The organism is Serratia quinivorans (genome assembly GCF_946227985.1).
In the GTDB taxonomy this organism is placed as follows: Bacteria; Pseudomonadota; Gammaproteobacteria; order Enterobacterales; family Enterobacteriaceae; genus Serratia; species Serratia quinivorans_A.
On sequence record NZ_CAMKGL010000003.1, the window covers coordinates 177394 to 190546 of the forward strand.

The following is a 13153-nucleotide window of genomic DNA, read 5'->3' on the forward strand; positions in this document are numbered from 1 at the left end:
GACGGACAGGCCGGCGCAAATCAACGAAGAGGGGGAGCCCCCTAAAACGCTGCCGCCATCTCGGCGTCACCTATTGAAGACTGGGAGATATTTTGGATGCGTAAAATTAAAGGGTTACGCTGGTACATGATCGGGCTGGTGACCATCGGCACCGTGCTGGGCTACCTGACCCGCAATGCTATGGCCGTGGCGGCACCGACGCTGGAAGGCACCTTACATATCACCACGCAACAGTACTCGTACATTGTCGCGGCCTATTCTGCCTGCTACACCCTGATGCAGCCGGTGGCGGGATACGTGTTGGACGTACTGGGTACCAAGGTGGGTTACGCCATGTTCGCCATTCTGTGGGCGCTGTTTTGTATGGGCACAGCACTCGCCAACAGTTGGGGCGGTCTGGCACTGGCACGCGGTGCCGTTGGCATGGCAGAGGCGGCGATGATCCCCGCCGGGCTCAAGGCCAGCAGCGAGTGGTTCCCGGCCAAAGAACGTTCGATAGCCGTTGGCTACTTCAACGTCGGCTCGTCGATCGGCGGCATGATCGCCCCACCGCTGGTGGTCTGGGCCATAGTGGCACACAGTTGGGAAATGGCGTTTATCATCACCGGCGTGCTGAGCCTGATTTGGGCCATCTGCTGGCTGATTTTCTATAAGCACCCGAAAGACCAGAAGAAACTCAGCAGTGAAGAGCGCGAGTACATTTTGGAGGGCCAGGAAGCGCAGCACCAAACCGACAACGCCAAGAAAATGTCCGCCTGGCAGATTGTGCGCAACCGCCAGTTCTGGGGCATAGCGCTGCCGCGTTTTCTGGCGGAGCCTGCCTGGGGCACCTTCAACGCCTGGATCCCATTATTCATGTTTAAAGCCTATGGTTTTAATCTGAAAGAGATCGCCATGTTCGCCTGGATGCCGATGCTGTTCGCCGATCTCGGCTGCATCGTGGGTGGCTACCTGCCACCGTTTTTCCAAAAACACTTTAAGGTGAACCTGATCGTTTCACGCAAACTGGTGGTCACTATGGGCGCGGTGCTAATGATTGGCCCTGGCATGATCGGTTTGTTTACCAGCCCTTATGCGGCTATCGCGCTGCTGTGCGTCGGTGGTTTTGCCCATCAGGCGCTGTCTGGTGCGCTGATTACCCTGTCTTCAGACGTGTTCGGTCGCAACGAAGTGGCCACCGCTAACGGCCTGACCGGCATGGCAGCCTGGACCGCCAGCACCATGTTTGCCCTGGTGGTCGGCGCATTGGCCGATACTCTGGGCTTTAGCCCGCTGTTCGCCGCGCTGTCGGTATTCGATATTCTTGGTGCTATCGCCATCTGGACCATCCTGCAAAATCGACCGGCCTCCCAGCCGCAGGAAGATCCGCTGCAGCCGGCCTCGGCGCGCAGTTAACCCCACCGCCCGGCGACCGTGCCGGGCGTTACCCCGCAGCCACTGGTAGCTCTGCCGGATAAGTGGTATAACAAATCTATGGTTATGCGCCCCTCCCTACCCTAAGAGCATTCACTATGGAATTCACTGAAACCAGACGCCTGTATCAGCAACTGGCCGCCGAGCTTAAGCAGCGTATTGAAAGCGGCCGGTATCCGGTTGGCGATAAACTGCCGGCCGAACGCTATATTGCCGAAGAGATGAACGTCAGCCGCACCGTCGTGCGGGAGGCGATCATCATGCTGGAAGTGGAAGGCTACGTTGACGTGCGCAAAGGCTCCGGGATCCATGTGATGTCCAACCAGCAGAAAAACCTGGTGATTCCGGGCGACAGCATCGAGTTTGCCACCGCCGGGCCATTTGAACTGCTGCAGGCGCGCCAATTGATTGAAAGCAACATTGCCGAATTCGCCGCCACCCAGGTCACCAAACAGGACATCGTTCTGCTGATGGAGATCCAGGAACAGGCACGCAAGGAAGATCGCTTCCGCGACTCGCAGTGGGATCTGAAATTCCACGTTCAGGTCGCGCTGGCCACTCAGAACACGGCGATGGCCACCATCGTGGAAAAAATGTGGGTACAGCGCGTGAATAACCCATATTGGATCAAGCTGCATGAGCATATTGACGACCGCTCGATCGCCAGCTGGTGTGACGATCACGATCAGATCCTCAAAGCATTGATACGTAAAGATCCTTACGCCGCCAAACTGGCCATGTGGCAGCATCTTGAAAATACCAAGCAAATGCTGTTCAACGCCACCAGCGACGATTTTGAATATAACGCCGACCGCTATCTGTTCGCCGATAACCCGGTGGTTCATCTGGACGGCGTGGCCGCAGAAAATAAATAGCGCGAGCAGTCAGAAACCGTAGTGTTATGTCAGGTATTGTAAAATCCGCTGAATCGATGCCTGAACGGCGATTTGCCGTGTAGTATTTCACCGCTGGCAACGTAGATTTCCCTGTTGCCAATCGTGCTATTTTGGTAGAGTTGAGCCACTTTTTACCCTCTGCTACGGGGCGGGACGCGAATACATGCGCTGGTTGTTTGCCATGCTTATTGCTCTTTTTTGCTGGACCGGTTCGGTCTCCGGCCAAAAGCTATGCGTGGCGCCTTCCAAAGCTATTCCCACGGCTCTGAACGGTCAGCCATCGCTTGCCGGGTCGGTGTTTTCTCCTGATGACCCGGTTTACCGGTCACCGGCAGAACTGCGACGTAAAGCGCCAGGTAAAATGCCGTTGCTGCTGCCGCGGGTACATTCTTACCCCGGTTCGCTACCCGCCCCCGCCCAACTGCTGCCGGTTTATTCGTTAGCCACAGAGTTGGGTCACAGCACTCGACTCCCGCGCCAGAAATCACCTGCGCCAAACCGGCTTGCCCAGATGAACTGGACGCTGCATGCCCCGCAGCAGCAAAACAGGCTGGGTGGCTGGAAAGAAAGTAATATGCTTTATCGTGGCACGCTGACTTACCACTCTTGACCGGTGTCGCACCGATTAGAATTCACTAAAAGCAACGCCGTTTCATCATTATCAGCAGCCAGGATCGCCCGCGCTCAGCGCCCACTCCCGATCCGCCGCTGAGACAAAAACAAACAATGACGTTTTAGGAACACCGGATGGACATCATTAAAGAACTGTTACATGCCTTATGGCAGCAGGATTTTGAGACGCTGGCAAACCCTTCGCTGGTCTGGACGCTCTACGCCCTGCTGTTTCTGATTCTGTTCCTGGAAAATGGCCTGTTGCCGGCGGCGTTTCTGCCGGGTGACAGTCTGCTGATCCTGGTTGGCGTACTGATCGCCAAAGGCACCATGAATTTCCCGCTCACCATTTTTATCCTTACCGTCGCCGCCAGTCTGGGGTGCTGGGTCAGTTACATACAGGGCAAGTGGCTCGGTAATACCCGAACCGTGCAGGGCTGGCTATCCCATCTGCCGGCTCACTATCATCAGCGAGCCCATCAGTTGTTCCACCGCCACGGGCTTTCCGCTCTGCTGGTCGGTCGTTTCCTGGCGTTTGTCCGCACCCTATTGCCGACCATTGCCGGCCTCTCCGGTCTGAGCAACGCACGTTTCCAGTTCTTCAACTGGATGAGCGGTCTGCTGTGGGTGGTGATCCTGACCTCGCTGGGCTTTGCCTTGGGCAAAACTCCGGTGTTCCGCAAATATGAAGACCAACTGATGTTCTGCCTGATGTTACTGCCATTGGTGTTGCTGGTCGTCGGGTTGGTCGGCTCGTTGATCGTACTGTGGCGCAAGAAACGTGCCGATAGCCAAGATCAGGGGAAAGGGGCGTGATGTCCAAGCGCCCGCGCTGGCAGTACGTGTTGTTGATTGCGCTAGCTTTGCTGGCGCTCGCCACGCTGTTGGTGCCCTGCATGGTGCGTACCGAAAGCGAACTGCGCATCCGTGCCGGCCAGCAAGGCCTTTCGTTGCCTGACGGTTTTTATGTCTACCAAAGGCTGGATCAGCGAGGCATTCGCATCAAAAGCATCACCCCGGAAGGCGATGGCCTGGTGATCCGTCTGGACTCGCCGGAACAACAGTTGCTGGCGCGCGAAGCATTGCAAAACATTTTGCCGCCGGGCTACATCATTGCCCTCAGCGAATCCCCTGTTCCTACCCATTGGGTGCGTGAATTTGCACGCGCCCCACTCAATCTGGGATAATACCCACTTCAAATGAAAGGTTTTCCTTTCATTTAGCCTCTCTGTTCAATTAATCACCAATCACCATCGAACTAGGGCGGATTCTTTGGGGGTCTACGCTTTCCATGACTATGCTAAAGGTTAGCGTCAGTCAGCTGCGTAGACTTCTGTCGCACTGCCCTATTGGCAGTCAGGAACACAGGATGCATGCCAATGCATCCCATTAATAAGGAACTGTTAGTATGAAATTACGCCCAGCAATTTTAGTGGCTCTCCCATTATTCTCCTTACCGGCACTGTCGTTCGCAGCAGAAAACGGCTGTGTGACCAAGGCACAAGAAATTCAAAAGCAGATCGATTACGCCACCCAGCACGGCAATACTCAACGTGTGGCCGGGCTGAAAACGGCATTGAGCGAAGTGCAGACCCATTGCACACCAGCCAGCCTGCAGGCCGATCGTCAGAAAAAAATCGATGAAAAACAAGCAAAGGTGACCGAGCGTCAGCAGGAGCTGAAAGAAGCCCAGCAGACCGGCAACCTGGATAAAGTGGCCAAGAAACAGAAAAAACTGGCTGAAGCTCAAGCCGAGTTGAAACAAGCCCAAGCGGAATAATTTTTTTACACCAGCGGATTTATCGCTGAGAGCCACGCCACACGGGATTTTTATTGCATATAAAATGGATGCTTAGTGATATCAGCTACCCATCTGCCCTTTGCTCCGGCGAAAAAATCCGCTATGTTGAAAGTCTGTCGAAGTTAACGTTAAGGAATAATCACATGGCACATGATTCAAATGCAGAAAACTTACGCGCTGAACTTAAATCCTTAGCCGATACGCTGGAAGAAGTGTTGAACTCTTCCACCGATAAGCCAAAAGCTGAACTGGAAAAGCTGCGCTCCAAAGCCGAAAGCGCGTTGAAAGATACCCGCGTACGTCTGAGCGATGCCGGGGACAAGATTGCCTCCCACACCAAAGAATTCGCCGGTCAGGCAGATGATTATGTTCGTGATAATCCGTGGACCGGTATCGGGATTGGCGCTGCGGTCGGCGTAGTGCTGGGCGTTCTGCTAGCGCGCCGCTAATTATGGCAGAACAACCGCAAGTTCGTGCACAGGGCCCCGCTAAAGGGGTCCTGGATGTCGCCCAGCGCATCATCACTATTCTGGTCGGTATGGTGGAAACCCGGGTTCGCCTGGCCGTGGTCGAGCTGGAAGAGGAGAAAGCCAACCTCATTCAGTTACTGATTATGGCCGGCATGACCCTGCTATTCACCGCATTTGGCCTGATGAGTCTGCTGATCCTGATTTTCTGGGCTATTGACCCTATTTACCGTTTGATGGCATTAGGCGCGACGACCGGTGTGCTGTTGTTCCTGGCCGTGGTTGGGGCTATCTGGACGCTGGTCAAAGCCCGCCGCTCCACGCTGCTGGGCACGACGCGCAAGCAGTTGGAAATCGACCGTTCCGAGCTGGAAGGTGAAAAATGAATCGCCGCCGCTATCTGGAATGGAGAAAAGAGAAGCTCGTTCGCAAGATCCAGCAGCAAAGGCTGGATCTTGCCGAGAACAAAACCCTGTGGCTGGAAAAGACCGAGCGCATCGATCGCGGCTGGCAAACCCTTTTCGGCCTGCGTAAATATCTGGTGGTCGGCTCCAGCGTGATGGCGTTGTATGGCATCCGTCACCCCAGCAAGCTGATTCGCTGGTCACGCCGTGCCTTTGGTGCCTTTGGCACTATCCGCTTGATCCAGAAAACGTTTTCCAGCAAGTAACCGTCCACCACTCCATCAATACTTCCGATGTTTTGCCCGCCTTTTCACAGAGACTTTACGTTTCTGCCGGTGAAGGCTGGGCAACTTTCTGATTCCCCACGATTTGTTAGCAGGCTAAAGATTCAGTTTTTTTGAAAAAATACGACAGTTTTACTTGCTAACAAAGCGTACTCATCCCGATTAACATTCACTCCATCAAGACGAAACGGGCAGGACAGGGTCAGAGATCCGGCATACCGCTCACTAAACATGACAAACGCCAAGACTGGCAAACAAAAATCACTTTGGAGTAAATGATGAAAAAATTAGAAGATGCAGGTTTGCTGGTTGCTCGTATTCTGATGCCAATCCTGTTTATCGTGGCAGGCTACGGCAAAATGGGTGATGCCTATGCCGGCACCCAACAGTATATGCAATCGATGGGCGTACCTGGCTTCTTGCTGCCACTGACCATCCTGCTGGAATTTGGCGGCGGCCTGGCAATTTTGTTCGGTTTCCTGACCCGCACCGTGGCACTGTTTACCGCCGGTTTTACCATCCTGACCGCGTTACTGTTCCATACTAACTTTGCGGATGGCGTAAACCAGCTGATGTTCATGAAGAACCTGACCATCGCCGGTGGCTTCATCGTACTGGCCGTTGCCGGCCCGGGCGGTTTCAGCATCGACCGTATTTTGAACAAAAAGTGGTAAGGTTTTAACACCGACTCAGGGGCCCGCATGTCGGGCCTTTTTGCTTTTTACTCGGACACGAAGGAGATTCCCATGGGACAACTCGTCGATGGCGTTTGGCAAGACATCTGGTATGACACTTCATCCACCGGGGGCCGTTTCAAACGCTCAACCTCTCAGTTCCGCAACTGGGTGACCGCTGACGGTCAACCGGGCGAACACGGAGTCGGGGGTTTTAAAGCGGAGCAAGATCGTTATCACCTGTACGTTTCACTCGCCTGCCCCTGGGCACATCGCACCCTGCTGATGCGCAAATTGAAAGGGCTCGAATCACTTATTCCTGTTTCCGTGGTGCATCCACTGATGCTGGAAAATGGCTGGACCTTTGGCACCGATTTCCCTGAAGCGACTGGCGACGATCTGTATCACTCAGATTTTCTCTACCAGCTCTACCTGCGCGCCGACCCACACTATACCGGCCGCGTGACGGTACCGGTGCTGTGGGATAAGCAACGGCAAACCATCGTCAGTAACGAATCCGCCGATATCATCCGCATGTTCAACAGCGCATTTGATGGCGTTGGCGCACGCGCCGGCGACTATTACCCCACCGAGCTGCGCGGAAAAATTGATGAGTTAAACGGTTGGATTTACGATCAGGTAAATAACGGGGTGTACAAGGCCGGTTTCGCCACCAGCCAGGAAGCCTATGACGAAGCAGTGAACGGGGTATTTGACGCTCTGGCGCGGCTGGAGCAGATCCTGGGGCAACAGCGTTACCTGACGGGCGATCGCCTGACTGAGGCCGACCTGCGCCTGTGGACCACGCTGATACGCTTCGACCCGGTGTATGTCACCCACTTTAAATGCGACAAACACCGCATCAGCGATTATCTCAACCTGTATGGCTTCCTGCGGGACATTTACCAGATGCCGGGCATTGCCGAAACGGTCAGCCTGCCGCACATCCGCCATCACTATTACCGCAGCCACGCCACCATCAATCCGCACGGTATTATTTCCATCGGGCCGGCACAAGATTTGGATGAGCCACACGGCCGCGACCGGCGTTTTGGTTAACGCACGCCTCCCTTTTGCTTAACGGCAAGAGGGAGTTTTACTGGCGTTCCAGTTGGGCGAACAGTCGTGGAATTTCGCGCAGGAACCAGGCTTTCGCCTCCCCCATGCTGTCGCGTCGCCAGGCCATGATAATGTCGGCCTCACGGCTGTATTCTGGCCCCACAACGCGTAAGCGCCCTTCTTCGATGTCTTTCTCGACCATCGGGTAAGGCATGGTCGCCACACCCAGCCCTGCCAGCAAAGCCAGGCGCTTGTCTTCAATGGTGCTGACCGTTAGCCGCTGCTGTTTATCCAGTAATTGCACCGTCAGTACCGGGCGTTCCCGGGCGGTATCCGCGACCGCAATGCCGCGGTACTTCACGCGCGTCATTTCAGACAGCGGCTCCGGTTCCAGATGTATCGGATGGTTCGGTGCGGCCACATACACGCTCATTACCTTGTACAGCTTACGGGTATTTATTTCCGACGACGCGCGGAAATGCATATCCGGAGCGATAACAATATCGGCGCGCCCCTGCTCTAGCCTTTCCCAGGCACCGGCCAGCACTTCGGTCAAGATCGACACCTGGGTATTGGCCTTCAGCGCCAATTTGTCGACCAGCGGAAACAGCTTACTCGGCGGCGACAACGCTTCGCTGACAATCGTCAGGTGGGTTTCCCAGCCGCGTGCCAGCGCTTCCGCATCGGTGGTCAGCTTGTCTGCCGCCTCCAACAGCACCCGTCCACGCTCCAGCAGCATACGCCCGACGTTGGTGAACTTGGTACGGTGACCGGAGCGGTCGAACAGCACCACGTCCAATTCTTCTTCCAATTTTTGCATGGTATAGCTGAGCGCCGACGGCACGCGCCCCAGCTCATCGGCTGCCGCAGCGAAGCTGCCACGTCGGTCGATCGCATCCATAACCCTTAACGCTTCAAGCGTTAACGCCCGATCTCTGGCCATCGAATCTCTCTGTCAGGAAATTTGAATATACCGACCAGATTAACTGGCTAACAATCCGTCGTCCAGATGCTTACCATCTAGATAATGAATTTAGAGAGCCGATTGCCATGATTACATGCAGAACAGCACAACAATGCGGGCAAGCTGACTTTGGTTGGCTGCAGGCTCGTTACACCTTTTCTTTTGGACACTACTTCGATCCCAAGCTGATGGGCTATGCCTCATTGCGGGTGTTAAATCAAGAAGTGCTGGCACCGGGCGCATCGTTCCAGCCACGTACCTACCCCAGCGTGGATATCCTGAATTTAATCCTGCAGGGTAAAGCGGAATACCGCGACAGCGAAGGCAACACGGTGAGCGCCAAGGCCGGTGAGGCTTTGCTGCTGGCCACTCAACCAGGGCTGAGCTACAGCGAGCAGAACATCAGCAGTGATACGCCGTTAACCCGCTTGCAACTGTGGCTGGATGCCTGCCCAGAGCGCACCAACGAACGCGTACAGCGTCTGATGCTGCCAGAGGCCGGTCTGACCCTGCTGGCCTCGCCAGACGGTGCTCAGGGCAGCCTGCAACTGCGTCAACAGGTGTGGATCCACCATCTGGATTTACAGCCCGGTGAGCAACAAACGCTGGCGTTGAACGGACCCCGTGCCTATTTACAGTCGATCCACGGCACCATTGAAGCCCATGGCGAACGTCACGACGGCCAACGGCTAACCTGCGGTGATGGGGCGTTTATCCATGAGGAGAACCGTCTGACTGTCCGCGCCGAAACACCACTGCGCGCGCTGCTGATCGATTTGCCGGTGTAATGGGCATCCAGAAAGGAAAAAACCCCGCGTAACTTGCGTTACGCGGGGTTTTCTTTATAGAGGGAGCTGACCGGTAAGCCGGGTTCTGTCGTGGACAGTCATTCCTCTAGGCCAGCAATCGCTCACTGGCTCAAGCAGCCTACCCGGGTTCAGTACGGGCCGTACCATGTGAACCCCTATTTGGCCTTGCTCCGGGTGGAGTTTACCGTGCCACGAACTGTTGCCAGTCGCGCGGTGCGCTCTTACCGCACCCTTTCACCCTTACCTGATCCCGCTTGCGCGGGCCATCGGCGGTTTGCTCTCTGTTGCACTAGTCGTAGGCTTGCGCCTCCCAGGCGTTACCTGGCACCCTGCCCTATGGAGCCCGGACTTTCCTCCCCTCCATCTGTCTCCCCCGAAAGGGACGGCAATGAAGCGGCGACTGTCTGGTCAACTCCGGCGCGGATAGTAGCGTTGCGCTCACTGCAGGTCAACCGCTTTACTGTTCTTGTTGCTCTAAAGCATATTTATACAACGCATTTTTCTTCACGCCGTGGATCTCCGCCGCCAGTGCCGCCGCCTTTTTCAACGGCAGTTCTTTTTGCAGCAACGCCAGGGTTCGCAGCGCCTCCAGCGGCAATGCGTCCTCCTGCGCCTTGTGGCCTTCAACGATCAGTACCATTTCGCCACGGCGTCGGACTTCGTCTTCCTGCACCCAGGCCAGCAGTTCGCCAACCGGCGCGCCGGTAATGGACTCCCAGGTTTTGGTCAGCTCGCGCGCCAGCACCACATAACGCTGCGGCCCCCAGACGGTGACCATGTCCTGCAAACTTTCCAGCAAACGGTGGGTAGATTCGTAGAAAATCAACGTGCGCGGTTCCTCTGCCAGCGCCATCAGCGTATCCTTACGCCCCTTGGTTTTCGCCGGCAGGAACCCTTCGTAACAGAAGCGGTCTGAAGCCAAACCGGCGGCACAGAGTGCGGTAGTTGCCGCACAGGCACCTGGCAGCGGCACCACGCGGATGCCGGCTTCGCGGCAACGGCGCACCAGGTGATAACCCGGATCGTTGATCAACGGCGTACCCGCATCGGAAACCAGCGCAATGCTCTGGCCTTCCTGCAGTTTCGCCAACAGTTGATCGGCCTTTTGTTGTTCGTTATGGTCATGCAGCGCAAACAACCGCGCGCTAATCGCAAAGTGTTGCAACAGCAACCCGGTATGGCGCGTGTCTTCGGCCGCAATCAGATCAACGCTTTTCAGTACCTCTAACGCACGGTGGGTAATATCCCCTAAATTGCCGATTGGGGTGGGCACCACATACAGCGTTGATGCAGAAATGACTGATTGTTGGTGTTGATTCATTGTTTCATCCGGGTTGCCGATTTAATATTGAGCATCTTGAAAAAAACATCACTGGATACAGTATGCTTTCCTCAACATTCGTTCGTACCAAAGCAGGGCGTTCAAAGCCTGTCCGACTTACCGCAGTTATCGCAGCAGCCCTTTTCCTTGCAGGCTGTCCGAGTCAGGCCCCGCAGACGCCGCCTGCCAATATACAGGACGAAGCGAGCGCCAGTTCCGATTACTATCTGCAGCAGTTGCAGCAAAGCAGCAATGATAACAAGGCTGACTGGCAATTACTTGCTATTCGCGCGTTGTTACGTGAAGGGAAACTGCCGCAGGCCAGTGAACAACTGAACCAACTGCCGAAAAACCTCAGCAACGTGCAGCAGGTGGAAAGCCAGTTGCTAACCGCAGAACTGCAGGTGGCGAACAAAAGCTACGTCAGCGCGCGCAGCACACTGGGCCATCTCGATAGCGGCTCGCTATCAGCCAATCAGCTGGTGCGCTTCTACCAGGCGCAGATCGCGGCCAATCAGGGTAAACCTTCCCTGCCGCTAATCCGCGCTTACATTGCCCAAGAGCCACTGCTGACCGGCAAGGCACATCAAACCAACCTCGATCAAACCTGGCAGTCGCTGCTGCAGCTGACGCCACAGGACATGAACAGCCTGGTGATCAACGCCAATGAAAATGTGCTGCAAGGCTGGCTGGATCTGCTGCGGGTGTATCAGGACAACAAACAGGATCCTGACCTGCTGAAGGCCGGGATTAAAGACTGGCAGAACCGCTATCCGCAGAATCCGGCGGCAAAAACGTTACCGACCCAGTTGAACCAGGTGCTGAACTTTACCCAGGCTTCCACGTCGAAAATCGCCCTGCTGCTGCCGTTGAACGGCCAGGCCAAAGTGTTCGCCGATGCGATCCAAAAAGGCTTTGAAGCGGCTAAAAATGGCGTGACGCCTTCCACACCGGTTCAGCAACAGCAACCCGCCAGCGTACCTGAGCAGGCAGCGCAGCCTGCATCAACCGATCAAAACGCCAATGGGGCGGTCAGCACCTCAGCACCAGATGCGGCCCCGGTAACCGCCGCCCAGCCGTCTGCGCCTTCTACTGCGCCAATGACACCGCCGCAGGCCGCTAACGCACAGATTAAAGTGTATGATACCTCCAGCCAGCCGCTGGCCGCGTTGCTGACGCAGGCACAGCAGGATGGCGCGACCCTGGTGGTCGGTCCGTTGCTGAAAGAAAACGTCGACCAACTGGCCGGCAGCACCACTACGCTGAACGTGCTGGCGCTCAATCAACCGGAAACGCCAAAAGATAACCCGAATATCTGTTACTTCGCCCTTTCTCCGGAAGACGAAGCACGTGATGCAGCCCGTCACATTTGGGAACAGCAGAAGCGGCAGCCGCTGTTGCTGATCCCACGCGGTGCCTTCGGCGATCGCGTTGCCAAAGCCTTTAACCAGGAGTGGCAGAAACTCGGTGGCCAAACCGTGCTGCAGCAAGGCATTGGTTCCGCCAGTGAACTGCGCCAGATGGTCAACAGCGGTGGCATTCGCATGTCCGGTACGCCAATCTCCGCAGCACCGGCGCCGCAGGCGGTGACCATTGCCGGGCTGACTATTCCGGCACCACCAAGCGATACGCCTGCAACCAGCGGTGGCAGCGTAGACTCGGTCTATATCGTCGCCACCCAGTCTCAGTTGACGCTGATCAAACCGATGATCGACATGGCGACCAACTCGCGCAGCAAACCGGCAATGTACGCCAGTTCCCGCAGCTACCAGGCCGGTGCCGGTCCGGACTTCCGCCTGGAAATGGAAGGCCTGCAGTTCAGTGATATTCCGTTGTTGGCCGGCGCTAACCCGCAGTTGTTGCAGCAGGCAAGCAGCCAGTTCCGCAACGATTATTCGCTGGTGCGTCTGTACGCAATGGGGATGGATGCCTGGACATTGTCCAACCACTTTGCTGAAATGCGCCAGTTGCCTGGCTTCCAGGTCTCTGGCACTACTGGTGTACTCACCGCCGCGCCAGGCTGTGTGATCAACAGAAAGCTGCCTTGGCTGCAATACCGTCAGGGCACGGTCGTTCCGGTCTCTTGAGTCAACGCGCCATAGGGGCGGGCTATGAGTTACAGGCCCGCCACTATCTGGAACGCGCCGGGCTCACCTTCTGCGCCGCCAATGTGGTGATGCGCGGCGGTGAGCTCGATCTCATCATGCGCGATGGTCAAACCTGGGTGTTCGTTGAAGTCCGCTACCGCCGCAGTGACGCTTTTGGTGGTGCGGCTGCCAGCGTCACTTATCGCAAGCAGCAGCGGTTGCTGCATGCCGCCGCCGTGTGGCTGGCGGGACGCGGAGCCAGTTTTGACACATCGTCTTGCCGTTTTGATGTTTTGGCCATCACCGGTAGCCAGTTAGAATGGATACCCAACGCCTTCAATGCGGATTAATCGTGATTTACC

General features: G+C 56.0%; 16 protein-coding genes and 1 other RNA gene. 14 read left to right on the forward strand and 3 right to left on the reverse strand.

Annotated features, from left to right (window positions below):
* Positions 1-96: 96 nt before the first annotated feature.
* The 11 genes from OCH02_RS12205 to OCH02_RS12255 all read left to right on the forward strand — a co-directional run bounded on the left by OCH02_RS12205 (position 97) and on the right by OCH02_RS12255 (position 7610).
* Complete coding sequence (locus tag OCH02_RS12205) at positions 97-1395, forward strand: MFS transporter (RefSeq protein ID WP_261431488.1); 1299 nt, start codon at positions 97-99, stop codon at positions 1393-1395.
* A gap of 116 nt (positions 1396-1511) precedes the next feature.
* Positions 1512-2288 (forward strand): transcriptional regulator ExuR, encoded by a 777-nt coding sequence (gene exuR, locus OCH02_RS12210; protein ID WP_012147020.1) that lies wholly within the window; start codon positions 1512-1514, stop codon positions 2286-2288.
* Between the two features lie 184 nt (positions 2289-2472).
* A complete protein-coding gene (locus tag OCH02_RS12215) occupies positions 2473-2919 on the forward strand; it encodes a hypothetical protein (RefSeq protein WP_315899193.1) in 447 nt (148 codons plus the stop codon).
* 137 nt (positions 2920-3056) lie between these two features.
* The gene (locus OCH02_RS12220; protein ID WP_261431490.1) at positions 3057-3737 is read left to right on the forward strand and encodes a DedA family protein; all 681 of its coding nucleotides are present in this window, start codon (positions 3057-3059) and stop codon (positions 3735-3737) included.
* Positions 3737-4108 (forward strand): EnvZ/OmpR regulon moderator MzrA, encoded by a 372-nt coding sequence (gene mzrA / locus OCH02_RS12225; RefSeq protein WP_261431491.1) that lies wholly within the window; start codon positions 3737-3739, stop codon positions 4106-4108. Before OCH02_RS12220 ends, mzrA begins: the two co-directional genes overlap by 1 nt.
* Before the next feature lie 221 nt (positions 4109-4329).
* Positions 4330-4701, forward strand: coding sequence for a DUF1090 domain-containing protein (locus tag OCH02_RS12230; RefSeq protein WP_261431492.1), 372 nt, complete (start codon positions 4330-4332; stop codon positions 4699-4701).
* A 164-nt stretch (positions 4702-4865) separates the two neighbouring features.
* Entirely contained in the window at positions 4866-5171 is a 306-nt protein-coding gene (locus tag OCH02_RS12235) for a YqjD family protein (RefSeq protein WP_261431493.1), read from the forward strand.
* Positions 5172-5173: 2 nt separating this feature from the next.
* The gene (locus OCH02_RS12240) at positions 5174-5575 is read left to right on the forward strand and encodes a phage holin family protein (RefSeq protein WP_261431495.1); all 402 of its coding nucleotides are present in this window, start codon (positions 5174-5176) and stop codon (positions 5573-5575) included.
* Complete coding sequence (locus OCH02_RS12245) at positions 5572-5859, forward strand: YqjK-like family protein (RefSeq protein WP_261112020.1); 288 nt, start codon at positions 5572-5574, stop codon at positions 5857-5859. Before OCH02_RS12240 ends, OCH02_RS12245 begins: the two co-directional genes overlap by 4 nt.
* A 296-nt stretch (positions 5860-6155) precedes the next feature.
* The gene (locus tag OCH02_RS12250; protein WP_202672031.1) at positions 6156-6551 is read left to right on the forward strand and encodes a DoxX family protein; all 396 of its coding nucleotides are present in this window, start codon (positions 6156-6158) and stop codon (positions 6549-6551) included.
* A gap of 72 nt (positions 6552-6623) precedes the next feature.
* Positions 6624-7610, forward strand: a complete 987-nt coding sequence (locus OCH02_RS12255) for a glutathione S-transferase family protein (protein WP_261431496.1) — start codon at positions 6624-6626, stop codon at positions 7608-7610.
* 37 nt (positions 7611-7647) lie between these two features.
* On the opposite strand, the gene OCH02_RS12260 is transcribed toward OCH02_RS12255, so the two are convergent.
* Complete coding sequence (locus OCH02_RS12260; protein WP_261431497.1) at positions 7648-8553, reverse strand: LysR family transcriptional regulator; 906 nt, start codon at positions 8551-8553, stop codon at positions 7648-7650.
* A gap of 107 nt (positions 8554-8660) precedes the next feature.
* Here OCH02_RS12260 and OCH02_RS12265 point away from each other — a divergent pair, with 107 nt between their 5' ends.
* Positions 8661-9362, forward strand: a complete 702-nt coding sequence (locus OCH02_RS12265) for a pirin family protein (protein WP_261431498.1) — start codon at positions 8661-8663, stop codon at positions 9360-9362.
* Between the two features lie 58 nt (positions 9363-9420).
* Here the strand turns inward: OCH02_RS12265 and rnpB are convergent.
* Positions 9421-9799, reverse strand: an RNA gene (gene rnpB, locus OCH02_RS12270) — RNase P RNA component class A.
* A gap of 41 nt (positions 9800-9840) precedes the next feature.
* A complete protein-coding gene (gene rsmI, locus OCH02_RS12275) occupies positions 9841-10704 on the reverse strand; it encodes a 16S rRNA (cytidine(1402)-2'-O)-methyltransferase (RefSeq protein WP_012147032.1) in 864 nt (287 codons plus the stop codon).
* Between the two features lie 62 nt (positions 10705-10766).
* Here rsmI and OCH02_RS12280 point away from each other — a divergent pair, with 62 nt between their 5' ends.
* Both OCH02_RS12280 and OCH02_RS12285 read left to right on the forward strand, forming a co-directional pair.
* Positions 10767-12791: a penicillin-binding protein activator gene (locus OCH02_RS12280; protein ID WP_261431499.1), complete on the forward strand. Its 2025-nt coding sequence runs from the start codon at positions 10767-10769 to the stop codon at positions 12789-12791.
* Positions 12788-13141: a YraN family protein gene (locus OCH02_RS12285; protein ID WP_261431500.1), complete on the forward strand. Its 354-nt coding sequence runs from the start codon at positions 12788-12790 to the stop codon at positions 13139-13141. The genes OCH02_RS12280 and OCH02_RS12285 overlap by 4 nt, the downstream gene beginning before the upstream one ends.
* Positions 13142-13153: the final 12 nt, after the last annotated feature.

Coding starts and splice junctions, on each gene's coding strand:
- OCH02_RS12205 (WP_261431488.1), top strand. CDS start 97: ATGCGTAAAATTAAAGGGTTACGCTGGTACATGATCGGGCTGGTGACC.
- exuR (WP_012147020.1), top strand. CDS start 1,512: ATGGAATTCACTGAAACCAGACGCCTGTATCAGCAACTGGCCGCCGAG.
- OCH02_RS12215 (WP_315899193.1), top strand. CDS start 2,473: ATGCGCTGGTTGTTTGCCATGCTTATTGCTCTTTTTTGCTGGACCGGT.
- OCH02_RS12220 (WP_261431490.1), top strand. CDS start 3,057: ATGGACATCATTAAAGAACTGTTACATGCCTTATGGCAGCAGGATTTT.
- mzrA (WP_261431491.1), top strand. CDS start 3,737: ATGTCCAAGCGCCCGCGCTGGCAGTACGTGTTGTTGATTGCGCTAGCT.
- OCH02_RS12230 (WP_261431492.1), top strand. CDS start 4,330: ATGAAATTACGCCCAGCAATTTTAGTGGCTCTCCCATTATTCTCCTTA.
- OCH02_RS12235 (WP_261431493.1), top strand. CDS start 4,866: ATGGCACATGATTCAAATGCAGAAAACTTACGCGCTGAACTTAAATCC.
- OCH02_RS12240 (WP_261431495.1), top strand. CDS start 5,174: ATGGCAGAACAACCGCAAGTTCGTGCACAGGGCCCCGCTAAAGGGGTC.
- OCH02_RS12245 (WP_261112020.1), top strand. CDS start 5,572: ATGAATCGCCGCCGCTATCTGGAATGGAGAAAAGAGAAGCTCGTTCGC.
- OCH02_RS12250 (WP_202672031.1), top strand. CDS start 6,156: ATGAAAAAATTAGAAGATGCAGGTTTGCTGGTTGCTCGTATTCTGATG.
- OCH02_RS12255 (WP_261431496.1), top strand. CDS start 6,624: ATGGGACAACTCGTCGATGGCGTTTGGCAAGACATCTGGTATGACACT.
- OCH02_RS12260 (WP_261431497.1), bottom strand. CDS start 8,553: ATGGCCAGAGATCGGGCGTTAACGCTTGAAGCGTTAAGGGTTATGGAT.
- OCH02_RS12265 (WP_261431498.1), top strand. CDS start 8,661: ATGATTACATGCAGAACAGCACAACAATGCGGGCAAGCTGACTTTGGT.
- rsmI (WP_012147032.1), bottom strand. CDS start 10,704: ATGAATCAACACCAACAATCAGTCATTTCTGCATCAACGCTGTATGTG.
- OCH02_RS12280 (WP_261431499.1), top strand. CDS start 10,767: ATGCTTTCCTCAACATTCGTTCGTACCAAAGCAGGGCGTTCAAAGCCT.